Annotated in this window: 15 protein-coding genes; 3 read left to right on the forward strand and 12 right to left on the reverse strand. The window is 70.3% G+C overall.

The annotated features are described in order from the left end of the window. Positions 1-6: 6 nt before the first annotated feature. The 4 genes from AB5J53_RS33180 to AB5J53_RS33195 all read right to left on the reverse strand — a co-directional run bounded on the left by AB5J53_RS33180 (position 7) and on the right by AB5J53_RS33195 (position 6,825). The gene (locus AB5J53_RS33180) at positions 7-1,440 is read right to left on the reverse strand and encodes a maltokinase (RefSeq protein ID WP_369249289.1); all 1,434 of its coding nucleotides are present in this window, start codon (positions 1,438-1,440) and stop codon (positions 7-9) included. 132 nt (positions 1,441-1,572) lie between these two features. Next, positions 1,573-3,273, reverse strand: coding sequence for a maltose alpha-D-glucosyltransferase (treS, locus tag AB5J53_RS33185; RefSeq protein WP_369249290.1), 1,701 nt, complete (start codon positions 3,271-3,273; stop codon positions 1,573-1,575). Continuing rightward, on the reverse strand, positions 3,270-5,426 hold the full coding sequence (locus AB5J53_RS33190) for an alpha-1,4-glucan--maltose-1-phosphate maltosyltransferase (protein ID WP_369249291.1): 2,157 nt from the start codon (positions 5,424-5,426) through the stop codon (positions 3,270-3,272). The genes treS and AB5J53_RS33190 overlap by 4 nt, the downstream gene beginning before the upstream one ends. 196 nt (positions 5,427-5,622) lie before the next feature. Then, positions 5,623-6,825 carry a S8 family peptidase gene (locus tag AB5J53_RS33195; RefSeq protein WP_369249292.1) on the reverse strand — a complete coding sequence of 401 codons (1,203 nt, stop codon included), beginning with the start codon at positions 6,823-6,825 and terminating at the stop codon, positions 5,623-5,625. Between the two features lie 370 nt (positions 6,826-7,195). Here AB5J53_RS33195 and AB5J53_RS33200 point away from each other — a divergent pair, with 370 nt between their 5' ends. After that, entirely contained in the window at positions 7,196-9,814 is a 2,619-nt protein-coding gene (locus AB5J53_RS33200; RefSeq protein WP_369249293.1) for a glycosyltransferase family 1 protein, read from the forward strand. Between the two features lie 63 nt (positions 9,815-9,877). Here AB5J53_RS33200 and AB5J53_RS33205 read toward each other — a convergent pair whose 3' ends face one another. From AB5J53_RS33205 to AB5J53_RS33240, 8 genes are all read right to left on the reverse strand, one after another. Then, a complete protein-coding gene (locus AB5J53_RS33205) occupies positions 9,878-10,378 on the reverse strand; it encodes a DUF1990 family protein (RefSeq protein WP_189188825.1) in 501 nt (166 codons plus the stop codon). Positions 10,379-10,470: 92 nt separating this feature from the next. Beyond that, complete coding sequence (locus AB5J53_RS33210; RefSeq protein ID WP_369249294.1) at positions 10,471-12,129, reverse strand: M4 family metallopeptidase; 1,659 nt, start codon at positions 12,127-12,129, stop codon at positions 10,471-10,473. Positions 12,130-12,429: 300 nt separating this feature from the next. Continuing rightward, on the reverse strand, positions 12,430-14,472 hold the full coding sequence (locus tag AB5J53_RS33215; RefSeq protein WP_369249295.1) for a M4 family metallopeptidase: 2,043 nt from the start codon (positions 14,470-14,472) through the stop codon (positions 12,430-12,432). A gap of 531 nt (positions 14,473-15,003) precedes the next feature. Beyond that, on the reverse strand, positions 15,004-15,429 hold the full coding sequence (locus tag AB5J53_RS33220) for a zinc-binding dehydrogenase (protein WP_369249296.1): 426 nt from the start codon (positions 15,427-15,429) through the stop codon (positions 15,004-15,006). A gap of 212 nt (positions 15,430-15,641) precedes the next feature. Continuing rightward, positions 15,642-17,399, reverse strand: coding sequence for an ABC transporter ATP-binding protein (locus AB5J53_RS33225; RefSeq protein WP_369249297.1), 1,758 nt, complete (start codon positions 17,397-17,399; stop codon positions 15,642-15,644). After that, a complete protein-coding gene (locus AB5J53_RS33230; RefSeq protein ID WP_369249298.1) occupies positions 17,396-19,183 on the reverse strand; it encodes an ABC transporter transmembrane domain-containing protein in 1,788 nt (595 codons plus the stop codon). The genes AB5J53_RS33225 and AB5J53_RS33230 overlap by 4 nt, the downstream gene beginning before the upstream one ends. Before the next feature lie 178 nt (positions 19,184-19,361). After that, positions 19,362-21,233 carry an ABC transporter ATP-binding protein gene (locus tag AB5J53_RS33235; RefSeq protein ID WP_369249299.1) on the reverse strand — a complete coding sequence of 624 codons (1,872 nt, stop codon included), beginning with the start codon at positions 21,231-21,233 and terminating at the stop codon, positions 19,362-19,364. Then, positions 21,230-23,176: an ABC transporter ATP-binding protein gene (locus tag AB5J53_RS33240; protein WP_369249300.1), complete on the reverse strand. Its 1,947-nt coding sequence runs from the start codon at positions 23,174-23,176 to the stop codon at positions 21,230-21,232. The genes AB5J53_RS33235 and AB5J53_RS33240 overlap by 4 nt, the downstream gene beginning before the upstream one ends. Before the next feature lie 183 nt (positions 23,177-23,359). On the opposite strand from AB5J53_RS33240, the gene AB5J53_RS33245 reads away from it, so the two are divergent. Both AB5J53_RS33245 and AB5J53_RS33250 read left to right on the forward strand, forming a co-directional pair. Then, positions 23,360-24,262 carry an ABC transporter ATP-binding protein gene (locus AB5J53_RS33245; RefSeq protein WP_369249301.1) on the forward strand — a complete coding sequence of 301 codons (903 nt, stop codon included), beginning with the start codon at positions 23,360-23,362 and terminating at the stop codon, positions 24,260-24,262. After that, positions 24,259-25,035 carry an ABC transporter permease gene (locus AB5J53_RS33250; RefSeq protein ID WP_369249302.1) on the forward strand — a complete coding sequence of 259 codons (777 nt, stop codon included), beginning with the start codon at positions 24,259-24,261 and terminating at the stop codon, positions 25,033-25,035. Before AB5J53_RS33245 ends, AB5J53_RS33250 begins: the two co-directional genes overlap by 4 nt. The last annotated feature ends 26 nt before the right edge of the window (positions 25,036-25,061 follow it).

The raw sequence follows: 25,061 nt of genomic DNA on the forward strand, positions 1-25,061 counted from the left end.
GAAAGGTCAGGGCGATGCGGCGAGTCGGCGTATCGCCGCCATCGGCACCGGCAGCCAGTCGGGCCGGTGCCGGGCCTCGTACAGGACTTCGTAGACCGCCTTGTCCGTCTCGTAGGCGCGCAGCAGTAAGGGGTCGGTGCGCGGGTCGACGCCGGAGACCTCGGCGTACCCGGTGCAGTAGGCGGCCCGGCAGGCGTCGGCCCAGCCGGCTACCGGGGGACGGTGCGAGTGGGCCGCGTAGTCGAAGGAGCGGAGCATGCCCGCGATGTCCCGCGCCGGAGGCTGTGGCATGCGGCGTTCGGCCAGGGGTTTCGACGGCTCGCCCTCGAAGTCGATGAGGGACCACTGCCCGGACGGTGAGCGCAGGCACTGGCCGAGGTGCAGATCGCCGTGGATGCGCTGCGCGGTCCAGGTGTGGCCCTCGGCGGCGAGGTCGGCCAGCGCCTCGAAGGCGCTCCGCAGCCCGGGAGCGTACGGACGCAGCGCCGGCACCGCCTGCGCGGCCGCCTCCAGGCGCTCGGTCATGCCGTCGACCAGCAGTCGCATCTGAGCGTGGCCCAGCGTGACCGTGGGCAGCGCGCGGGCGAGCGCCGTGTGCACCTCGGCGGTCGCACGGCCCAGCGCCCGCGCCTCGGAACCGAAGCCACCGGGGTCGCCGAAGCCGCTGAGGTCGCCGAAGTCCTCACCCTTGGCCAGCTCGCGCAGCGCCAGCTCCCAGCCGTCCGTGGCGCCCCGCACGAAGGGCTGGAGCACACCGAGTACGTACGTCTCCTCGCCGAGGTCCGCCATCATCCACGCCGCCGGAGCCGGTACGCGGGCGCAGCCCTCGCGGGACAGCATGAGCGGAAGCTCCAGGTCCGGGTTGGTCCCCGGCACCATCCGGCGCAACAGCTTCAGGATGAACGTATCTCCGTAGACTATGGACGAGTTGGACTGCTCCGAGGTCACCAGGCGCGGCACCAGATCGTCCCGGATCTCCTGCCGCCGGTCACGCTCGAAGCGCAGCTCCCCGATGCGGGCCTGTGTGCGCAGCGCTTCGAGGAGGACGTCGGCGGGGCGCGGGTCGTGCAGCGCCTCGTACACCGTGCGACCGGCCAGCGGCCCCTCCTCCAGATGCCCGATCAGCGCGGGCGCGAGCCGCGGCGGGAGAGCCTCGCGTACGCCGATCAGCAGCTGGTAGCAGTCCCCGGGGTGCGGGGCGGCACCCTGGGTGGGGGTGAGCGGCTGATGTGCGCGAACGAGCAGGTGCAGCAGACCCAACGTGGCCGTGGGTGGCAGTAGTTCCACCCCCGCCACCAGCGAGAATCCGGTCACCGGACGCCCTTTGCCCGCGAACCACCGCTGCCGCGGCAGCCACTCCCGCAGCAGCGGATCGAGGGAGTCGAGCAGTTCGGGGCGTGCGACGGCGGCCGTGGAAGAGTGGGTTACGGCTTCCGACATGGCGTCGCGTCCTTTCCCCAGAGATCCAGGGACCCACAGACCCAAGACCCGGAGATTCGGGACCGGGGGAGTCGGGGTGTTAGTGATGCGTGCCCAGGGCGGGGCGGGAGAAACCGCCCCGCCGTCCGGGTTCTAGACGGCGTCCTTGCGGAGCCGGAACCAGTAGAAGCCGTGGCCTGCGAGGGTGAGCAAGTACGGCAGCTCACCGATGGCCGGAAAACGCACTCCGCCGATCAGCTCGACCGGGTGCCTCCCGTTGAACGCCCGCAGGTCCAGTTCGGTGGGCTGGGCGAAGCGGGAGAAGTTGTGGACGCACAGGACCAGGTCGTCCTTGTACTCGCGCAGGAAGGCGATGACCGCCGGGTTCGAGGACTGGAGTTCCGTGTAGGAGCCGAGGCCGAAGGCTTTGTTCTGCTTGCGGATCTCGATCATGCGGCGGGTCCAGTGCAGCAGCGAGGAGGGCGACGACATGGACGCCTCGACGTTGGTGACCTGGTAGCCGTAGACCGGGTCCATGATCGTGGGCAGGAACAGGCGGCCCGGGTCGCAGGAGGAGAAGCCGGCGTTGCGGTCGGGGGTCCACTGCATCGGGGTGCGCACGGCGTCCCGGTCGCCGAGCCAGATGTTGTCGCCCATGCCGATCTCGTCGCCGTAGTAGAGGATCGGTGAGCCGGGCAGGGACAGCAGCAGGGCGGTGAAGAGTTCGATCTGGTTGCGGTCGTTGTCCAGCAGCGGGGCGAGCCTTCGCCTGATCCCGATGTTGGCGCGCATGCGCGGGTCCTTGGCGTACTCCGCGTACATGTAGTCGCGTTCCTCGTCGGTGACCATTTCCAGGGTCAGCTCGTCGTGGTTGCGCAGGAAGATGCCCCACTGGCAGCCGGACGGGATGGCCGGGGTCTTGGCGAGGATTTCCGACACCGGGTAGCGGGACTCGCGGCGTACGGCCATGAAGATGCGCGGCATGACGGGGAAATGGAACGCCATGTGGCACTCGTCGCCGCCGGAGGGGAAGTCGCCGAAGTAGTCGACCACGTCCTCCGGCCACTGGTTCGCCTCCGCCAGCAACACCGTGTCCGGATAGTGCGTGTCGATCTCCTTGCGCACCCGCTTGAGGAACTCGTGCGTCGCCGGAAGGTTTTCGCAGTTGGTTCCCTCCACCTGGTAGAGGTACGGCACCGCGTCGAGCCGGAAGCCGTCGATGCCCAGGTCCAGCCAGAACCGCAGCGCGGAGATCATCTCCTCCTGCACCGACGGGTTCTCGTAGTTGAGGTCGGGCTGGTGGGAGAAGAAGCGGTGCCAGTAGTACTGCTTGCGGACGGGGTCGAAGGTCCAGTTGGAGGCCTCGGTGTCGACGAAGATGATGCGGGCGTCCTGGTACTGCTTGTCGTCGTCGGCCCAGACGTAGTAGTCGCCGTAGGGGCCGTCCGGGTGGGTGCGGGACTCCTGGAACCACGGGTGCTGGTCGCTGGTGTGGTTCATGACGAAGTCGATGATGACGCGCATGCCGCGCTGGTGGGCCGCGTCGACGAACTCGACGAAGTCGGCGAGGTCACCGAACTCGGGCAGGACGGCGGTGTAGTCGGAGACGTCGTACCCGCCGTCCCTGAGGGGGGACTTGAAGAACGGGGGCAGCCACAGGCAGTCGATGCCCAGCCACTGGAGGTAGTCCAGCTTCGCGGTCAGGCCCTTGAGGTCGCCGACGCCGTCGCCGTTGCTGTCCTGGAAGGAGCGGACCAGGACCTCGTAGAAGACGGCACGTTTGAACCAATCGGGATCGCGGTCCCTGGCCGGTGTGTCCTCGAACGTATCCGGGACGGGCTCGTTGACGATCATGTTGTGGGTGACCCTCCGATCTGCGGTGAGGACGGTCGCAGGACGGTGAGGATGTGCGCGGGCCTATGCCCTGGCTCGAGACGCACATAGTTGGCCCTGCCCCAGTGGTAGGTCTCGCCGGTGAGCTCGTCGCGCACCGGCACGGACTCGTGCCAGTCCAGGCCGAGTTGCGGCATGTCCAACGAGACCGTGGCCTCCTGGGTGTGGTGAGGGTCGAGGTTGGCCACCACCACAACCGTGTTCGAACCGCGTGCGTCCGCTACAGACTTCGAGTAGGCGATCACCGCCTCCTTGTCCGTGTGATGGAAATGGAGGTCGCGCAACTGACGCAGCGCGGGGCTGCGCCGCCTGATCGCGTTGAGCGCGCCCACCAATGGCGCGATGCTACGTCCGTCACGCTCCGCCGACTCCCAGTCGCGCGGCCGCAGTTGGTACTTCTCGGAGTTCAGATACTCCTCGCTGCCGTTGCGCAGCGGGGTGTTCTCACAGAGTTCATACCCACTGTAGATCCCCCAGGTCGGAGACAGCGTCGCGGCGAGAACCGCCCGTACCTCGAAGGCCGGCCGACCGCCTCGCTGCAGGAACTCGTGCAGGATGTCCGGGGTGTTGACGAAGAAGTTGGGCCGCATGTACGCGGCGGCCTCGCCCGACAGCTCGGTGAGGTAGTCGGTCAGCTCCTCCTTGCTGTTGCGCCAGGTGAAGTAGGTGTACGACTGCTGGAAGCCGATGGCCGCGAGCGTGTGCATCATCGCCGGGCGGGTGAACGCCTCCGCCAGGAAGACCACGTCGGGGTCGGTGCGGTTGATGTCCGCGATCACCTGTTCCCAGAACACCACCGGTTTGGTGTGCGGATTGTCGACACGGAAGATCCGTACGCCATGGCTCATCCAGTGCCGCAGCACACGCAGCGTCTCCTGGACCAGGCCCGGCATGTCCTTGTCGAAGGCGATCGGGTAGATGTCCTGGTACTTCTTCGGCGGGTTCTCGGCGTACGCGATCGTGCCGTCCGACCGGTGGTGGAACCACTCGGGGTGCTTCTCCACCCACGGGTGGTCGGGGGAGCACTGGAGCGCGAAGTCGAGGGCCACCTCCAGGCCGACGCCCGCGGCCCGGCGTACGAACGCGTCGAAGTCGTCGATCGTGCCCAGGTCCGGGTGGACCGCGTCGTGGCCGCCCTCCGGGGAACCGATCGCCCAGGGCACACCGACGTCGTCCGGGCCCGCGGACAGACTGTTGTTGGGACCCTTGCGGAAGGTCGTGCCGATGGGATGGATCGGGGGCAGGTAGACGACGTCGAAGCCCATCTCCGCGATCGCGGGAAGGCGTTCGGCCGCCGTACGGAACGTGCCATGAGGATGCTCCGGACTGCCCTCCGAGCGCGGGAAGAACTCGTACCAGGAGCCGTACAGCGCCCGCTCCCGCTCCACCTGCAGTGTCAACGGCTCCGAAGACGTGATGAGTTCGCGCAGCGGATGGCGGGCGAGGATCTCGTCGACCTCAGGGGTGAGGGCGGCGGCGAGGCGGGCCGAGGCGGGGCGGTCGAGGTCGCGCAGCGCGTCGACGGTCCGCAGGATCGTGTCCCGGCGGCCCTTGCTCTTCGGCACTCCGGTGGCCGCCCGCTCGTGCAGCCGGGCGCCCTCCTCGAGGACCAGTTCCGTGTCCATGCCGGCCGGGATCTTGATGCCCGCGTGGTGCCGCCAGGTGGTGATCGGATCGCCCCACGCCTCTACCGCGTACGTCCAGCGGCCCTCCTTCCCGGCGGACACCGTGGCGCCCCAGCGGTCGGTACCGGGGGCCAGTTCGCGCATCGGGGTCCAGGGGCCGGTGCGGCCGTCCGGATCACGCAGGACGACGTTCGCGGCCACCGCGTCATGGCCCTCGCGGAAGACCGTCGCCGAGATCTCGAAGGACTCGCCGACCACCGCCTTCGCGGGACGGCGGCCGCCGAGGACGATCGGGCGGACGTCGACGACGGGGATGCGCCCAACGGTCGTGCCGGTGGTGCTCGTGGTGCCGGTGGTGGGGGCGCGGGTCTCGGCCCTGGTCTCGGCGGAGGGTTTCTCCGTGGTGCGGGGATCGGCGTCGGTCGTGCGTATGGGGGTTGCGTCGGAGGTGGTCGTCGGGGGTGGCGACGTGTGGTGCGTTGCGGGCATGACCGCTCCTGTCCGCGTCAACGTGGGTGGGCGGATGAGGGTGTGGGGAGGTGGGGCCTGCGGGGCGTACCGGAGGAGCCTTCCCACCCTATTCGGGTGGGCAATCCGGCACTTTGTTAACTACTCACGCGTATGTCTACACACAAGACCGGCCTCGTCCTGTGAGGTCGAGGCCGGTCGGTGTCCCCGGGGCCCGCTAGGGGTTGTTGACCTGCAGGAGCTTGTTCGGTGAGCCGAGCCCCGCGCCCGAGATCTTCCCCGAAACGGCCTGTTTTACCAGCGCTTTGGCCACTTGGGCGGGCGTGGCCCTGGAATGGTCGGCCAGATAGAGCGCGGCCGCGCCCGCCACGTGCGGGCTCGCCATCGACGTACCGGAGAAGGTCGCCTTCCCCGTGTCACTCGCGTAGGACGCCGAGGTGATCGCCACGCCGGGCGCGAACAGGTCGAGCGCCGAACCGGTGTTCGAGAAGCTCGCCCGTGCGTCCGTCTTGTCGCTCGCGCCGACCGTGAGGGCCTGGCTGACCCGGGCCGGGGAGTAGAGAGCGGCCGGAAGTCCGTCGTTGCCCGCCGCCACCGCGTAGGTCACTCCGGAGGCGATGGAGTTGCGGACGGCGGCGTCCAGCTGGGAGTTCGCGAACCCGCCCAGGCTCAGGTTCGCCACGGCCGGTTTCTTCGCGTGCTTGGTCACCCAGTCGATGCCCGCGATGACCTGCGCGGTGGTGCCGGATCCGGCGTTGTCGAGGACGCGGACGGCGACGACCTTGGCCTTCTTGGCCACGCCGTACTTGGTGCCCACGATGGTCCCGGCGACATGCGTGCCGTGCCCGTTGCCGTCCTTGGCCGTCTTGTCGTTGCCGACGAAGTCCCAGCCGTAGCTCGCCCGGCCGCCGAAGTCCTTGTGCGTGATCCGGATGCCGGTGTCGATGACGTACGCGGTCACGCCGGCGCCCGCCGATTCGGGCCAGGTGTAGCCCTTGTCGAGCGGCAGGTTCGGCTGGTCGATGCGGTCCAGGCCCCACGACGGCGGGTTCTTCTGGTAGTGGTCGAGTTCGACCCGGGTGTCCTGGACGACGGAGGCCACGAGGGAGTCGGCCGCGAGCCGCCGGGCCTGCTTCTCGTTGACCTTCACGGCATAGCCGTTGAGGGCCGTGCCGTAGGTGTGGCTGATTCTCGCCCCGTACTTCTCGGCGATGCCCTTTCCCGCCGACGACGGAGCCTGTGTTCCCCCCTTGAGTGTCACGATGTAACTCCCGCTGACGGAACCGGGATCGCCGGCGCCGAGTATCTGCCCCTCCGGGGCGGCGTGCGCGGGCAGGGTGATGGCCGAAAGCACCGCGGCCGTCGTGACCGCGGTGAGGCCCCCCGCCCAGCGCAGACGCCTCTGTCTCGTCTGTGCCATGACTTGAGTTCCCCTCCTCAACTCGGCGTACGGGGGCCGGAGCCGGCCGAGGTGGGTGGATCCGGCCGTACGCCACCTGGCGAGCCTCTCGTGCGGCGTGAAGCACCACAAGGCCGCCCAGGAGGGCGGAATCGGCCATATCGGCCGTGGCGTACGCGTGAAGGTTGCGGCGAATTCCCGCCGAAGTCACATAGTCCGCCCGATCGACTGACCGGGCCTCGATGCGCCGTGTTGCGAAGGCACCCTCGCCGCTACCGTCGTGGGTGACGAAGGACGCACAAGGGCGTGTGTCCCTCTTCGGCGTACGTCCTGCCACATACGCCCTCCTGCCGCCTACGTCCTCCGTTACGTCCTCCGTGAAGGTGGAATTGTGAAGGCAATCCGCAGATTCACCGTTCGACCCGTACTCCCCGAAGCCCTTCACCCGCTCAGTGACCTGGCACGCAACCTCCGCTGGTCCTGGCATGCCGAGACCCGCGACCTCTTCCAGTCCGTCGACCCGGAGCGCTGGGCCGCCTCGGACGGCGACCCCGTCCGCCTGCTCGGCAGTGTGTCGACCGGGCGCCTCGCGGAGCTCACCGAGGACCGCCGCTTCCTGCGCCGCCTTTCCGCGGTCGCCGACGATCTGCGCGACTACGTGACCGGCGACCGCTGGTACCAGTCCCAGTCCTCCGAACTGCCCGCCGCCATCGCCTACTTCTCGCCCGAGTTCGGCATCACGGCCGCGCTGCCGCAGTACTCCGGGGGCCTCGGCATCCTCGCGGGCGATCATCTGAAGGCCGCCAGTGACCTGGGCGTTCCGCTGATCGGGGTCGGTCTGCTCTACCGGCACGGCTACTTCCGGCAGACCCTGTCGCGCGACGGCTGGCAGCAGGAGCACTATCCGGTCCTGGACCCGAACGAGCTGCCTCTGGTGCCCCTGCGCGAATCCGACGGCACCGTCGCCCAGGTCTCGCTGGCCCTCCCCGGCGGACGTGCGCTGCGGGCCCGGATCTGGCTGGCCCAGGTCGGCCGTGTCCCGCTCCTCATGCTCGACTCCGACGTCGAGGAGAACGACTTCGGCGAACGCGGGGTGACCGACCGGCTGTACGGCGGCGGCAGCGAGCACCGCCTGCTGCAGGAGATGCTCCTCGGCATAGGAGGGGTGCGCGCGGTACGGACGTACTGCCGGCTCACCGGCCACCCGCAGCCCGAGGTGTTCCACACGAACGAGGGGCACGCGGGCTTCCTCGGCCTGGAGCGGATCGCCGAACTCGCGGACCACGGGCTGGACTTCGAGTCCTCCCTGGAGGCGGTCAGGGCCGGCACGGTCTTCACCACCCACACCCCCGTGCCCGCCGGGATCGACCGCTTCGACCGGGAGCTGGTGGCCCGCCACTTCGGTACGGACGCCGAACTCCCGCGCATCGACGTGGAACGGATCCTGGGCCTCGGCATGGAGACCTACCCCGGAGGCGAGCCGAACCTCTTCAACATGGCGGTGATGGGGCTGCGCCTCGGACAGCGGGCGAACGGGGTCTCGCTGCTCCACGGTCACGTCAGCCGGGAGATGTTCTCGGGCCTGTGGCCGGGATTCGACCCGGAGGAGGTCCCGATCACCTCCGTGACCAACGGCGTGCACGCGCCGACCTGGGTGGCCCCGGAAGTCTTCCGCCTCGGCGCCCGGCAGATCGGCGCGCAGCGCACCGAGGACGCCTTGACGGTCGGCGGCTCGGACCGCTGGGACGCGGTGGCCGAGATCGCGGACCAGGAGATCTGGGATCTGCGCAGGGTGCTGCGTGAACAGCTGGTGCTGGAGGTACGGGAGCGCCTGTACGCGTCCTGGCGCCAGCGCGGCGCCGGTAGCGCCGAACTGGGCTGGATCGACGGGGTGTTGGACCCGGACGTCCTGACCATCGGCTTCGCGCGCCGCGTCCCCTCGTACAAACGCCTGACCCTGATGCTGCGGGACCGCGACCGCCTCATGGATCTCCTTCTGCACGCCGAGCGCCCGATCCAGATCGTGGTCGCGGGCAAGGCCCATCCCGCGGACGACGGCGGAAAACGCCTGGTCCAGGAGCTGGTCCGGTTCGCGGACGACCCGCGAGTACGTCACCGGATCGTGTTCCTGCCCGACTACGGGATGGCGATGGCGCAGAAGCTGTACCCGGGGTGCGACATCTGGCTGAACAACCCGCTGCGCCCCCTGGAGGCCTGCGGGACCTCCGGCATGAAGGCGGCGCTCAACGGCTGCCTGAACCTGTCCGTCCTGGACGGCTGGTGGGACGAGTGGTTCCAGCCCGACTTCGGCTGGGCGATCCCGACGGCGGACGGTACGGCGACCGACGACGACCGTCGCGATGACCTGGAGGCGGCGGCGCTGTACGACCTGCTCGAAAAGCGCGTGGCCCCCCGCTTCTACGAGCGGGGCCAGGGCGGCCTGCCCGACCGCTGGATCGAGATGGTCCGCCAGACGCTGACCCACCTCGGCCCGAAGGTGCTCGCGGGCCGGATGGTTCGCGAATACGTGGAGCGCCTGTACACCCCGGCGGCCCGCGCCCACCGCTCGCTCACCGCGGACACGGCCCGCGAACTGGCCGCCTGGAAGTCCCGCGTCCGGGCCGCCTGGCCGCAGGTCACCGTCGACCACGTCGAGGCCTCCTCCGCCACGACGACCGCCGAACTCGGCACCACGCTGTCCCTGCGCGTCCGCGTGGGCCTCGGCGACCTCGCCCCCGACGACGTCGAGGTCCAGGCCGTCGCGGGCCGTGTCGACTCCGACGACCGCATCGCGGACGCGGTGTGCGTGCCGCTGAAACCGGCGGGCGGCCCGGACCTGGAGGGACGCTGGGCGTACGAGGGCCCGCTCTCCCTGGACCGCACCGGCCCCTTCGGCTACACGGTCCGGATCCTGCCCACGCACCGCTTGCTCGCGTCGAGTGCGGAGGTGGGGCTGGTGGCGGTGCCGTCGGAGGAGATGGGGGAGGGGGCGGGGGTTCTGATGCGGTGAGGTGAGGCGCCGGTTGCGCGGAGGGCCCCCTCACCTCTCAGGCCTGTCGAATCACCGGGTCCGTCAGCTGTCCAGGCCCGCGCACAACCGGCGCAGTACCTTCCCGCACCTCTGGGCGTACGCGTGCTGGAGTCCCCGTGTGGCGGCTCCGCCCGCGCGGGCGTACCACTTGGCCGCGCGGCTGAAGGCGGTGATGGTGAGCCAGACGGTGCCGTCGCCCGTGCGGGTGATGACGAAGGACTCCTCGCCGCACTCGGGATGGCCGGAAAGCGTGCCGTAGGCCCAGGCGGTGCGGCGGGGCTCCTCGGCCGTCCAGACCACGCGACAGGGGGCCTTGATGGGGCCGAGGCCGACCGTGACGTCGACTCCGGGGGCCGCCTTGTCCGCGTCGGCGGTGATGCCGACGCCCAGCGCGCGATGCATTTCCCAGGTCATGAGGGCCTCGGAGGCGCGGCGGAAGACGGCCTCGCCCTCGCCGATCCGGGAGCGGACGTGCAGTCGGTGGAAGCCCGGCGGGCAGCGGTCCTCGCGGGTCGCGCCCACGTCCTCGTACGTGTAGGGCATGGGGGACAGCGTAAGGCGGTACCCGGAGTTGCCCTCTCTCCGGGTACCGCCATCGTTCAACTGCGCGAGAACTGGCTCTCGTTACGTGAGGGCTAGCTCACGTTGACCGCGGACCAGGCCGCGGCCACCGCGTTGTACTCGGTGCTGCCGGAGCCGTACAGGGCGGCCGCCGCCGAGAGCGTGCCCGTGCGGGCGGCCTTGTAGTTCGTCGTCGACGTGAAGTACGTCGTCAGCGCCTTGTACCAGATCTGCAGCGCCTTGGCGCGGCCGATGCCGGTGACCGTGGAGCCGTTGGACGTCGGGGAGTTGTAGCTGACCCCGTTGATCGTCTTGGCGCCGCTGCCCTCCGAGAGGAGGTAGAAGAAGTGGTTCGCCACGCCCGACGAGTAGTGCACGTCGAGGTTGCCGACGCCGGAGGACCAGGAGTCGGCGGAGCCGCCGTCCTTGCTGGGCTTGTCCATGTAGCGCAGCGGGGTGCCGTCGCCGTTGATGTCGATCTTCTCACCGATGAGGTAGTCACCGACATCCTTGGAGTTCGCCGCGTAGAACTCGACGCCGGTGCCGAAGATGTCGGAGGTGGCCTCGTTCAGACCGCCGGACTCACCGCTGTAGTTCAGACCCGCGGTGTTGGCCGTGACGCCATGGCTCATCTCGTGGCCGGCCACGTCCAGGGACGTCAGCGGGTGGGTGTTGCCGTCACCGTCGCCGTACGTCATGCAGAAGCAGCTGTCGTCCCAGAACGCGTTGACGTACGCGTTGCCGTAGTGGACGCGGGAGTAGGCGGCGACGCCGTTGTTCTTGATGCCGCTGCGGCCGAAGGTGTTCTTGTAGAAGTCCCACGTCTCCTGCGCACCGTACGCGGCGTCGACGGCCGCGGTCTGGTCGGTGGTGGAGCTGGAGGCCGCGCCGGTGCCCCAGACGTCGTCCGCGTCGGTGAACAGGGTGCCCGCCGACGAGCTGGTCGTGTGCGACTTGTTGTACGTCTTGTGGCTGCCGCGCGTCCCGTCGGTCAGCTGGTACGTCGAGCCCGACTTGGTGGTGTTCAGGGTGACGTCGCCCGAGTACAGGCTGTGGCCGGTGCCGGTCTCGATGCCCTGGTACTCGTAGAGCTTCTTGCCGGTGGCCGCGTCGGTGATGACGTGCAGCTCGTTCGGGGTGCCGTCGTCCTGGAGACCGCCCACGACCGTCTCGTACGCCAGGACCGGGGTGCCGGAGCCCGCCCAGATCACCTTGCGGGGCGCCTTGTCGGCCGTGGTCCTGTCCGAGCCCGCGGACTTCGCGGCGGTCAGCGCCTGCTTCTCGGCCTTGGCGGCGGCGATCTGCGGCTTGAGGGAGGCGACCTTGATGGTGGCCTTCGTCGCCTTGGTCACGCTCTGGGTCTTGCCGGGCTTCTGGTGGACGACCAGGTCGCCGCCGAGGACCGGAAGGCCGTTGTACGTGCGCTCGTAGCGGGTGTGGACGGTGCCGTCGGCGTCCTTGACGACGTCGCGGACGACCAGCTTCTCCTTGGCGCCGAGGCCTATCTCCTGAGCCGTCTCGGTGCTCGTGGCCTGGGCCTTGTGGATGAGGGTCGTACGCGCCGCCGAGGACAGCTGGACCGGGGCGCCGGCGAGGGTCGTCCTGCCGTCGGGGGTCGCCTCGGGCTGGGCGGAAGCGCCGGTGGTCATACCGGTGGCGAGCAGGGCTCCGGCCGCGACAGCGGTGGCTATGGCCAGAGTGGTGCGCTTGTGACGCGCGTAGAGGGGGGTCACGCAAGCTCCTTTTGTGGGGGCGACCGAACGGCGTGGGGTGGCCGAACGGAAGTGTGAAGTTGCGGTGCGGGTGAGCCGTGCGGTGGAAGAGTGCCATCTGGGGCGCGTACATGTCAGGAGCCCATAAAGACCTTGGCCGAAAATCGTCCTTTGGGTGAACAGTGGGGTGCTCTTTGTGCGAGGTCGATCTTCGTCAAGTGGCAACAAAACGCGGGCCAGGACCTGGCAAAGGGGGTGCCGCCCCGGGGAGTTGAACCTCCGGGACGGCGCCCTGTCCTTGCCGCGGAATTCACCAGCGGTCTACGGGAAGGTCAGCTTCCAGCTGTTGATGTAGCCGGTGTCCTGCGCCGCCTGGTCCTGGACCTTCAACTTCCAGGTGCCGTTGGCGACTTCGGAGGACGCGTTGACCGTGTAGGTCGCCTGCACGTTGTCCGCCGAGTCGGAGGAGCTGAAGTTCTTCAGGCGGTACGTCGACCCGTCCGGAGCCACCAGGTCGATGACCAGGTCGCCGCGCCAGGTGTGCACGATGTCGACGGCGACCGCGAGGTTCGACGGCGCGTTGCCGGTGCGGCCGCTGACCGTGATCGACGAGGTGACCGCCGCGCCGTTGTCCGGAATCGATACGTCGGCCATGTTCTCGAACGACGTGCCGCCGCCGCCACCGCCCGGACGTGAACCGACGTTCACGGCCGCCCACGCGTTCTGCACGGCCGTGTACTCGGCGCTCGTCGTACCGTACAGCTCACCCGCCGCCGCGAGCGTGCCGGTACGGGCCGCCGCGTAGTTGGTGGTCGAGGTGAACTTGGTGGTGAGCGCCCGGTACCAGATCTGCAGCGCCTTGTCGCGGCCGATGCCGGTGACCGGAAGGCCGTCCGAGGTCGGCGAGTTGTAGCTCACGCCGTTGATGACCTTGGCGCCGCTGCCCTCGCTCAGCAGGTAGAAGAAGTGGTTGGCGACACCCGACGAGTAGTGCACGTCGAGGTTGCCGACACCCGAGTACCAGGAGTCGGCGGAACCGCCGTCCTTGCTGGGCTTGTCCATGTAGCGCAGCGGGGTGCCGTCGCCGTTGATGTCGATCTTCTCGCCGATGAGGTAGTCGCCGACGTCGGAGGAGTTGTTGGCGTAGAACTCGACGCCGGTGCCGAAGATGTCGGACGTCGCCTCGTTCAGACCGCCGGACTCACCGGAGTAGTTGAGGCCCGCGGTGTTGGAGGTGACGCCGTGGCTCATCTCGTGGCCCGCGACGTCCAGCGAGGTCAGCGGGTCGGCGTTGCCGGACCCGTCGCCGTACGTCATGCAGAAGCAGCCGTCGTCCCAGAACGCGTTGACGTACGCGTTGCCGTAGTGGACGCGCGAGTACGCACCCACGCCGTTGTTCTTGATGCCGCTGCGGCCGAAGGTGTTCTTGTAGAAGTCCCAGGTCTCCGCGGCGCCGTAGTGCGCGTCGGCACCGGCGGTCGCGGCGTTCGACGTGGTGCCGTTGCCCCAGGTGTCGTTCGTCTGGGAGAACAGCGTGCCGGTGCCGGACGTCCCGTGGTTCAGGTTGTACGTCTTGTGGGCGCCGCGGGCCCCGTCGTTCAGCGTGAAGGTGGAGCCCGACTGGGTGGTCGTCAGGGTCACCTGGCCGCTGTACTGGGTGTTGCCGATGCCGTTCTTGATGCCCTGGTACTCGTAGAGCTTCTTGCCGGTGGCGGCGTCGGTGATGACGTGCAGCTGGTTCGGCGTGCCGTCGTCCTGAAGACCGCCGACCACCGTCTCGTACGCCAGGACCGGCGTGCCGCTCGCCGCCCAGATCACCTTGCGGGGCGCGCGGTCCGCGTCGGTCTTCTTCGACCCCGCGGCCTTGGCGGCGGACAGGGCCTGCTTCTCCGCCTTGGAGGCGGCGACCGCGGGCTTGAGGGTGGCGACCTTGAGGGTGGCCTTCGTCGCCTTGTAGACGTGCTCGGTCTTGCCCGACTTGGCGGTGTCGACCACCAAGTCGCCACCGAGGACCGGGAGTCCGGCGTACGTCCGCTCGTAGCGGGTGTGGACGGTGCCGTCGTGGTCCTTGATGACATCGCGGGCCACCAGGCTCTCCTTGGCCCCGAGGCCCAGGTCCTTGGCGGTGGTCGCCTTGGCCGCGTTGGCGTCGCGTATGAGCTCCGCGCGCTGCGAAGGGGTGAGCTTCATGGCGACCGCGCCGGGGTTGACCTTGCCCGCCCGAGGTGCCTTCTCCGGGGCGGCGCTCGCGGCGCCCGACTGGACGGCCGCGGCCAACAGGGCGGAGACGCCGACGAGGGCGACGCCCGCGACACGGCGCTTGGTGATGTGGGAGGTGCGTCTGTGGGGAGAACTGCTACTCAACACTGACTCCTTCTGCGTGGCCGCGGGTCGCGCGGCCAGGGGAGACCGGACGATGGGTGACCCGTCCGGGCAGAACAGGGCGGTACGCGGAACCAGGTGCATGGGGTGTCGTACGTACAACACAGCGACACAGCTATGGGGTTGCTGTGAAGTAACCGTGGGAAGAGTGGCAGGGGATCACGCTCCCTGTCAGGAGCGCATCAAGAACTTGGCCGGAAATGGTTCGTTGTCCGGGTGGTCATGTTCGGTATACGAACCCTTTGTTGGACGGTGTGCGGATCTTCTTCGGATCTTCTCCGCCGCTTCCCGGGCGCGTGAGAGGAAATTCGCTCCACCGACATGCCCCGGGAACCGACCCGCAGCAGATCCGGCAGGATCCTGCCGTGCAACCGGCGGTCCGCCGGACCGCCGCTCCCACGAAGGGAGTTGACGGTGCGGTGAATCCCGTATCCCAACTGGCTGGACGCCGGCGACAACGCCTGGCAGCTCGTCGCGGCGGTGCCGCGCTCGCTGCCCCGCCCGGAGCCGGCGTCACACCGTCACGACGACCTTCGCGCGGACGTGCTCCACTTCCATGTAGCGGATGGCCTCCGGCACCTCGCTCAACGAGCCGTACGTCCGGTCGATCACCGGAGCGAGCTTCCCGGCCTCGACCAGTTCCCGCAGTTCGCGGGGTTCGCGCAGCGTCATGCGGACGGTGTCCAAGGGGAGCGGTCGGGGCGGGATCCAGCCGGGCCGGGTCAGCAGGACCAGTTCCGGGTCGGCGCGGTGCTCGGTCTGGCCGTCGGCGCCCGCGGTGCTCAACTCGGCACGGCGGGACTTGAGATGACTCCGGACCCGGACGAACAGGTCGACGCCGCGGTCCCGGCTCGCCAGCCGCTGCGGAGCCCAGGCGAGCGCCGCCGCCACGATCGCCACCAGTAACCCCGCCACGGCGACGGTCGTCTCCAGCCCCATGTCTCCCCCTGGTCCGACGGGCTGATCATTCAACCAGGGAATGCGGGGCCGGGGGGGTTTGTTCGCCCCCTCCGCCCCTACCCGTCCCGTATCTGGGGGGGGCTGCCGCCCCCCCCAGACCCCCCGCATCGCGCTGACGCGCTCGTCCTCAAACGCCGGACGGGCTGAAAATCAGCGGGGCGAAAGAAGCTCCGACCGGGCCCCGCCGCATGTCAGCCGCCCGAAGACCGTCGCTCCCCGTGCCACGAATGCCACAGCGCCGCGTACGCCCCCTCGGCCGCCACCAGCTCGTCGTGCGTGCCGAGTTCGGTCAGGCGGCCGTCCTCCATCACGGCCACCCGGTCCGCGTCGTGCGCGGTGTGCAGACGGTGCGCGATGGCGATGACGGTGCGCCCTTCGAGTACGGCGGCCAGCGCGCGTTCCGTATGGCGGGCGGTCGTCGGGTCCAGGAGCGCGGTCGCCTCGTCGAGGATCAGCGTGTGCGGGTCGGCCAAGGCGACCCGGGCCAGGGCGAGTTGCTGGGCGCGGGAGCCGTCCACCCAGTGGCTCTCGGGGCCCAGCCGGGTGTCCAGGCCTTCCGGCAGCTCCTCGGCCCAGTCCTCGGCGCCGACCGCGGCGAGGGCCGCCCACAACTCGGCGTCGGTGGCAGCGGGTTCGGCGATCAGCAGGTTGTCCCGGACCGTGCCGAGAAACACGTGGTGCTCCTGGGTGACCAGGACGACCTGCCGGCGCAGCTGCTCGGGGTCGAGCGCGACGATCGGGACCCCGCCGACCGTCACCGTGCCGGTGCCCGGCGCGTCGACGCCCGCCAACAGCCTGCTCAGGGTGGTCTTCCCTGCGCCGGACGGTCCGACCACGGCCAGCCGCTCCCCGGGCCGCACGGTCAGATCGACCCCGCGCAGCACCTCGCCCCCGCGCTCGTAGGAGTAGCGCACACCGGTCACGTCGATCCGGTCGTCCGCCGGGGTGGGGGAGCCGGACGGTACGGCCTGCGGAGCCCGGGCGAGGCCCTCCACACGGGCGAAGGAGGCGCTGCTGGACTGCAGTTGCTCGACCCGGTTCAGGATCTGGTCCAGCGGTTCGCCCAGCTGGCGCATGTACAGGGCCGCGGAGACCACGACACCCAGGCTCATCGCACCCCGCGCGTGCAGGGCGCCGCCCACCAGCAGCACTCCGACCACGGGAATGACGTACGAGATCTCCACGGCCGGGAAGAACACGCTGCGCAGGAACAGCGTCCACATCCGTTTCCGGCGGGCGGTCTCCAGCGCGTCCCGGCTGGCGGCGGTCCGGCGCTTCTGCAGTCCGAACGCCTCGACCGTGCGGGCGCCGGACGCGGTCGCCGCGAGGATCTCGGCGACCTCCGACGTGGCGGCGCCCTCGGCGAGATAGCCGGTGCGGGCCCGGCGCAGATACCAGCGCAGCGCGAACCAGATGCCGACCAGGCCGAGCACCCCGCAGCCGCCGAGCAGCGGGTCGATGACGAAGACCGCGCCGAGGATGAACAGCGCCTGGGCGGAGGCGATGAGCAGCTCGGGTCCCGCGTCGCGCAGGGTGTTGCCCACCACGGTGACATCGGCGGTGCCACGCGCGGTCAGGTCGCCCGTGCCCGCCCGCTCCACGACCGAGGCCGGCAGCGTCAGCGCCCGCTCGACGAACTCCTCCCGCACCCGCGCCAGCGTCCGCTCCCCGAAGCGGTACCCCACATACCGGGCCCACCGTGCCAGCAGCAGCTGCGCCAGCGAGCACACCAGGATGACGAACGCCAGCCGGTCCACGGCGTCCACACCCTCCCCGGCCCGTACGTCGTCGATGATCCGCCCGAGCAGCCAGGGCCCGACCAGACCGGCCCCGGCGGCCAGCACGTTGAGGCCGAGCACGGCGGCGAAGGCCCGCCCGTCCGCCCGGATCAGCCGCACCGACGCCCGGCGCACATCGGCGGGCTCGGCGATCGGCAGGTGTGCGCTCATCGCACGGCCTCCTCGGCGTCGACGGCCGACCGCGGGTCCGTGTCCGCCTCCGGCTCCGCATCCGCCTCCGGCTCCGAGTCCGCCTCCAGATCCGTGTCGCGGGCCACCAGCGCGCGGTAGCCCGGCTCCCCGTCGAGGAGGTCGCGATGGGTTCCTACGGCCGTGACCTTGCCGTCGACCAGGAAACACACGGTATCCACCTGGTCCAGCAACAGCGGCGAGGTGCTGGTGACGACGGTGGTACGGCCGGAGCGCGCGGTGCGCAGCCGGGCCGCGACGGCCGCCTCGGTGTGCGCGTCGAGCGCCGAGGTGGGTTCGACCGCGAGCAGCACCTCCGGGTCGGCAAGGAGCGCCCGCACGAGACGGACCCGCTGCCGCTGGCCGCCGGAGAGACTGCGGCCCTGCGCGTCGACGGCCGAGTCGAGACCGTCCGGCAGACCGAGGACGATGTCGTCCGCCACGGCCGCGTGCACGGCCCGTGCCACGGCTTCGTCGTCGTGCTCCCGGCTGCCCGAGACCAGCTCGCGCAGGGTGCCCGCGAACAGATCGGCCTCGTTGTCCGCGACCAGGATCCGCTCGCGCACCTGCGGCAGGGCGATCTCGTCGAGCCGTACGCCGCCCCAGGTCACCGCCGATTGCGCATACCGGCCGAGGCGGTCGACCACGGCCGCGGACTCCGCGGGTCGGGCACCGACCAGCGCGGTCAGCTGCCCCGGCACCACCCGGACTCCGGACTCCGGATCATGCAGCGCCGCGGGCGAGGAGGGCGCGTCCAGCGCGTCCGCGCGACTGGCGGCGGGCTGCAGGGCCAGGAACCGTGCGACGCGCCGGGCGGCGACCACGCCCCGGCTGAGCTGGTAGCCGCACTCGATGACGAAGGCCACCGGCATCACGAGGACCGCGACATAGCCGTAGACCGACACCAACTCGCCGACCGTGATGTCCCCTTGGGCGGTCAGCCGGGCCGCGAGCCACGTCACCACGGAGAGGAAAAGCGTCGGCAGCCCCGTGCCCAGCGCCTGGAGCCAGCTGGTCGCCGACCCGACCCGGTACCCCTGCGCCCGCAGCGCCTGCGAGTCGCGGCGGAAGGCGTCGGCGAACAGCCCCTTGCCGCCCAGGCCGTTGAGGACCCGCAGGCCGCCGGCCAGGTCGCCGATCCGGGCGGTCAGCACGCCCTGCCGCTCGCGGTACTCCGTCTCCGTGCCCTGCAGTCTCCTCATCAGCGGCCCGATGAGCACGGCGATCAGCGGCACCCCGAGCAGGATCACCACGGCCAGCTGGAGTGAGACCGACAGCAGCAGCACCGCCACCACGCCGTAGGTGAAGACCGCGGCCAGACCGGGGCCGACGACGGTCAGCGACACGCTGATCGTCTGCACGTCGCCGACGCCGATCGTGACGACCTCCCCGGCCCCGACCTGGCGCGACAGAGCGGCTCCCAGCCGGGTCGAATGCTCGACCACGACCTTGACCGTACGGAAGTTGGCGTCCATCCGGAGCTTGGTCATGGTGCGGTGCCGCATCACGCCCAGCCAGGCGTTGAACACTCCGATGGCCAGCACGGCGGCGGTCCAGCCGACCAACGCGGACTGGTCGCCCGGCTCCAGACCGTCGTCGATCGCGCGGGACAGCAGATACGGCGTCAGCGCCAGGAGCGCCATCCACACGCTGGCGATCAGCGCGCCGGCGGCGGACCGTCCCGCCTGCCGGGTGATCAGCCACCACAGATACCGCCAGCCACCACGACAGTCCGGCGTCCCCGGATCCTCGTACGCGTCGATCATCAGCTCCCCCTTCTTTGTCCGCCCCCTCCGCCCCGTTCCGTCCCGTACCTGGGGCTGCCGCCCCAGGCCCCCGCCAGCGGCCTCAACGGCCTCGTCCTCGAACGCCGGACGGGCTGAAATAAACCCTTCCGGCGTTCGAGGAGCGGGGTCTGGGACGGAGGGGGCGAAAGGACCTTCCTCAAGCCAGACTGTCCCGCCAGGCCCTGTGCAGATCCGCGAACCGTCCCGTTCCCGCGATCAGTTCGGCCGGGCCGCCGTCCTCGACGATCCGCCCGTGCTCCATCACCAGGACACGGTCGGCGATCTCCACCGTCGACAGGCGGTGCGCAATGACCACGGCCGTACGGCCGCGCAGGACCGTCGCCATGGCGCGCTGGACCGCCCGTTCGCCGGGGATGTCCAGGGAGCTGGTCGCCTCGTCGAGGATGAGGACCGCCGGGTCGGCGAGCAACGCCCGGGCGAAGGCGACCAGTTGGCGCTGACCGGCCGAGATACGGCCACCCCGTTTGCGTACGTCCGTGTCGTAGCCCTCGGGCAGGACGCTGATGAAATCGTGGGCGCCGATCGCCTTCGCGGCCCGCTCGATCTCCTCGCGGGACGCGTCGGGGCGGCCGATCGCGATGTTCTCGGCGACCGTGCCGGAGAACAGGAACGCCTCCTGGGTCACCATCACCACACCGCGCCGCAGTTCGGGCACGGAGAGATCGCGCAGATCGACACCGTCGAGGAGGACCCGGCCCTCCGAAGGGTCGTAGAAGCGGGCCAGGAGCTTGGCCAGCGTCGACTTGCCCGCGCCCGTCGAGCCGACGACGGCCACCGTCTGCCCCGCGGGCAGTGTGAGCGAGAAGGAGGGAAGGACCTCGCCGCCGGTCCGGTACGCGAAGCGGACGTCGTCGAAGACGACCTCGCGACCGGGGTGCTCGGACGCGAGAGCGGGCAGCCGCCGCGGCGCGGACGGCTCCGGCACGGACGGAGTCTGGGCCAGCAGGCCGGCGATCTTCTCCAGCGAAGCCGCCGCGGACTGGTAGGAGTTGAGGAACATACCGAGCCTGTCGATCGGGTCGTACAGGCGGCGCAGATACAGCACCGCGGCGGCCAGCACACCCAGCGCCAGCGAACCCGAGGCCACCCGGTACGCGCCCCACAGCACGATCCCGGCGACCGCCGTGTTGGCGACGAGGCGGGAGCCGAGGACATAGCGGGCCATCTCCAGCAGGGCGTCGCCGTTCGTCTTCTCGTGGCGCCGGTTGAGCACCTGGAAGTCCGCGTCGTTGGCGGCCTCCCGGCGGAACGCGCGCACCGGGCGGATGCCGTTCATCGTCTCCGCGAACTTCACGATCACGGCGGCGATCGCGGTCGACCGGAGGGCGAAGATACGGCCCGCGCGGTGCTGGTAGAGGCGGATGAGCAGATACAGCGGGACGAAGGACGCCACCGCCACCGCGCCGAGGCCCAGGTCCAGCCAGAGCAGCATCGCCGAGATGTAGACGAAGGACAGGATGACCGTGACGAGCTCCTGCAGGCCCTCGCTGAGCAGCTCGCGCAGTGACTCGACGTCCGTCGTGGAGCGGGAGATCAGCCGGCCCGAGGTGTAGCGCTCGTGGAAGTCGATGCTGAGCGCCTGCGCGTGGCGGAAGATCCGGCCGCGCAGATCGAGCAGCACGTCCTGGTTGACGCGGGCCGAGGCGAGGATGAAGGCGTACTGGAGTCCGCCGGAGGCCAGCGAACACAGCAGGTACGCGACGCCCACCGCGATGAGCGGGCCGTGGTCGCCCAGCCGGAACGCCGGTACGGCGCGGTCGAGGGCGTACGCGACGAGCAGCGGGCCCGCCTGCACCGCGGCCTGCTGGAGCAGCAGCAGGACGGTGGTCACGACCACGCGGGCCCTGAGCGGGGCGAGCAGGGAGCGCAGGAGAGCGGCGGTCGCGCCCGGGGGAGTGGGGAGGACGTCGCGGTCGAAGGGGTCCTTGTACTCCGAGGGGTCCTGCGCCGGTCCGTTCCCGTCCTTGTCCCTGTCCTTGTCCGGCGCGGTTGTTGTGGGCGCCGTCATCGGTGGGCCTCCTCGTCGCCTGACATCAGATGGGCGTACTCGGCGTTCGTGTGCAGCAGTTCCTGGTGGGTGCCGACCGCGGCGATGCGGCCGCCGGAGAGCAGGGCCACGCGGTCGGCGAGCAGGACCGTGGACGGGCGGTGCGCCACGATCAGGGCGGTCGTCTCCGCCAGGACGCGGCGCAGGGCGGCCTCGACCGCGGCCTCCGTGTGGACGTCCAGGGCCGACAGGGGGTCGTCGAGCACCAGGAAGCGGGGGCGGCCGACCACCGCCCTCGCCAGGGCGAGGCGTTGGCGCTGGCCGCCCGACAGGCTCAGGCCCTGTTCGCCGACCTGGGTCGCGGTGCCCTGCGGGAGGGCGTGCGCGAAGTCGGCCTGGGCCACGGCGAGGGCGCGGTCCAGCTCCGGCCGGCCGGCGTCGTCGTTCCCGCCCATGAGGACGTTCTCGCCGACGGTCGCCGAGAAGAGGGTGGGCTCTTCGAAGGCGACGGCGACGAGTTCGCGGAGTTCGTCGCGGGGCATCGCGGTGATGTCCCGGCCGTCCAGGGTGATGCGGCCGGACGTCACCTCGTGGAGGCGGGGGACGAGGGCGGTGAGGGTGGTCTTGCCGGTGCCGGTGGCGCCGACCAGGGCCATGCTCTCGCCGGGGCGGATGTGGAGGTCGATGTGCTCCAGCACGGGGTTCGCGTCCGCGGGGGCATCCGGATAACGGAACTGGACGTTGTGGAACCGAAGTCCGCCGTCCCTGGACCCCGCTGAATCGGTATCCGGCGCCGCAGGCTGTGCCCACCCTCCCCCAAGCTCTCGGCTGCGCTCGAGCAGGGGGGACCCCCATCGCCCTGCGGAACGATTGCCCACAGCGGTAGCGGTGTCGGCCTCGGTCGACTCCGGCTCAGCGTCCATCACCTCGAAGTACCGCTCCGTAGCCGTCGCCGCCTCCTGGCTCATGGCGAGGAGGAAGCCGATGGAGTCGACGGGCCAGCGCAGGGCGAGGGCCGTCGAGAGGAAGGCGACCAGCGTGCCGGCGGAGAGGTGGCCGTCGGCGACCTGGACGGTGCCGAGGACGAGGGCGGCGCCGATGGCGAGTTCGGGGAGGGTGACGATGACAGCCCAGATGGAGGCGAGGAGGCGGGCCTTGACGAGTTCCGTGCCGCGCAGGGTGCGGGACAGCTCGCGGAAGGCGCGGGCCTGGCTGCGATGGCGGCCGAAGCCCTTGATGATGCGGATGCCGAGCACGCTCTCCTCGACGACCGTCGTCAGATCGCCGACCTGGTCCTGCGAGCGCCGGGCCACCTCCGAGTAGCGCCGCTCGAAGATCCAGCAGACGATCACGACGGGGACGGCGGGAGCGAGCAGCACCAGCCCGAGCGTCCACTCCTGGGCCAGCATGATGGCCACGCCCACCAGGATCGTCACAGCGTTGACCAGCAGGAAAGTCAGCGGGAACGCCAGGAACATGCGCAGCAGCATCAGGTCCGTGGTGCCCCGGGACAGCAACTGGCCGGAGGCCCAGCGGTCGTGGAAGGCGACCGGGAGGCGCTGCAGATGCCGGTAGAGATCCGCCCGCATCCCCGCCTCGACCCCCGCCAGCGGCCGCGCCACCAGCCACCGCCGGAGCCCGAACAGGCCGGCCTCGGCCACCCCGAGCAGCAGCAGATACAGCGCCCCGAGCCAGACGCCCGCCGGATCGTGGCCGGCCACCGGACCGTCCACCATCCACTTCAGGACGAGCGGGAACACCAGCCCCGTACAGGAGGCGACCACCGCGACGAAGGCCGCGCCGAACAGCCGCACCCGCACCGGCCGCACATACGGCCACAGGCGCAGCAGGCTGCGTACGGTCGAACGGCCGGCACGGTTCTCGGTCCCCGTACGGTCGTCCTGGTCGTCGGCTCGGTCCTCGGTTCCGGCACGGTCCTTGGTCACTGCATCTGGTGTGGGCATCACCGGCGAGCCTACGGTTCGGCACTGACAGCGCCCACCGAGTTTTGGCCGGACCTGCATCGTTCGATGGCCCTACGACCGGGGCGTTCGAGGGGTCGTACCGCCGCATCGACCGATCGGCCGATGCCGCTTCGAGCGCGATGGGCGATGTGCCCGGCCCCGGCCCGCCGGGATGCTCGAGACATGTCAGTCATCGAAGTCAGCGGACTGCGAAAGTCCTACGGCGGCCGGGCCGTCGTCGACGGTGTCTCCTTCACCGTCGAGGAGGGCGAGATCTTCGGGATCCTCGGCCCGAACGGGGCCGGCAAGACCACCACCGTCGAGTGCGTCGAGGGCCTCCGGATCCCCGACGCGGGCCGCGTCCGGGTCACCGGCCTCGACCCCGTCGCCGACCACGAGGAGACCAGCCGCGTCCTCGGCGCCCAGCTCCAGGAGAGCGAACTCCAGGCCAAGCTCACCGTGCGCGAGGCGCTGGAGCTGTACGCCGCCTTCTACCCGCACCCCGCCGACTGGCGCCCGCTCGCCGAACGCCTGGACCTCACCGCACGGCTCACCACCCGCTTCGGCAAGCTCAGCGGTGGCCAGAAGCAGCGCCTGTTCATCGCGCTCGCGCTCATCGGCAACCCCCGCGTGGTCGTGCTCGACGAACTGACCACCGGACTCGATCCGCGCGCACGCCGCGACACTTGGGCGCTCATCGAGGACGTCCGCGCCCAGGGCGTCACCGTCCTCCTCGTCACGCACTTCATGGAGGAGGCGCAGCGCCTGTGCGACCGGATCGCCGTCATCGACAAGGGTCGCCTCGCCGCCCTGGACACCCCGGCGGGCCTGATCCGCCGCTCGGCGGGCTCGACCGTCATCAGCTTCACACCGTCGGCACCGCTGGACGAGCGGGAGCTGACCGTGCTGCCCGCGCTCGCCTCCGTGGAGCACAAGGACGGCCGGATCACCCTGTCCGGCACCGACGAGACGGTCAACGCCGTCATCACACTGCTCGCCCGCCACCGCATCACCGCCCACCAACTCCGCGTGTCCGACGCCACATTGGACGACGCGTTCCTGGACCTGACGGAGGCCACAGCATGAACACCGCCGTCGCACGCCCCCGTGCGACCACCACCGTCGTCAACACCGCCGTACTGCGGACCGAGATCCGCCTCTTCCGCCGCGAACCCGGCGGCATCTTCTGGATCCTGCTGTTCCCCACCCTCCTCCTGGTGATTCTCGGCTCCATCCCCTCCTTCCGGCAGCCCGACGACTCCGTCGGCGGCCTGCGGCCCGTCGACGCCTACGTCCCGGTGGCCGTCCTGCTCGGCCTGATCGTCGGCGGCCTGCAGTCGATGCCGCAGACCCTGACCGGCTACCGCGAGCGCGGCATCCTGCGCCGGATGTCCACCACGCCCGTACGACCGAGCGCCCTGCTGTCCGCGCAGATGGCGGTGTACGGAGGGGCGGCCCTGGTGTCGGCGCTGCTCGCGCTCGCCGTCGGACGGCTCGCGTTCGACGTACGGCTGCCGAAGCAGCCCTTCGGGTACGCCTTCGCACTGCTCCTCGCCGTCCTGGTCGCCCTCGCGCTGGGCGCCGTGGTCTCGGCCCTGTCCCGTACGACGAAGATCGCGGGCGCGATCGGGTCCGCCGTGTTCTTCCCGATGATGTTCTGCGCGGGCGTGTGGCTGCCGGTGCAGGCCATGCCGGACACCCTCGCCCGGATCGTGGGCTACACCCCCTTCGGAGCGGCCGCGCAGGCCCTCGACCAGGCGGCGGCGGGCCACTGGCCGGGCTGGACCCACCTGGGCGTGCCGGCGGTGTGGATCCTGCTGCTGACGGGTGCGGCGAGCCGCTGGTTCCGCTGGGAGTGAGGACTGTCGTGCCCGACACTGGGCCC

It is taken from the genome of Streptomyces sp. R41 (genome assembly GCF_041053055.1).
Lineage (GTDB): Bacteria > Actinomycetota > Actinomycetes > Streptomycetales > Streptomycetaceae > Streptomyces.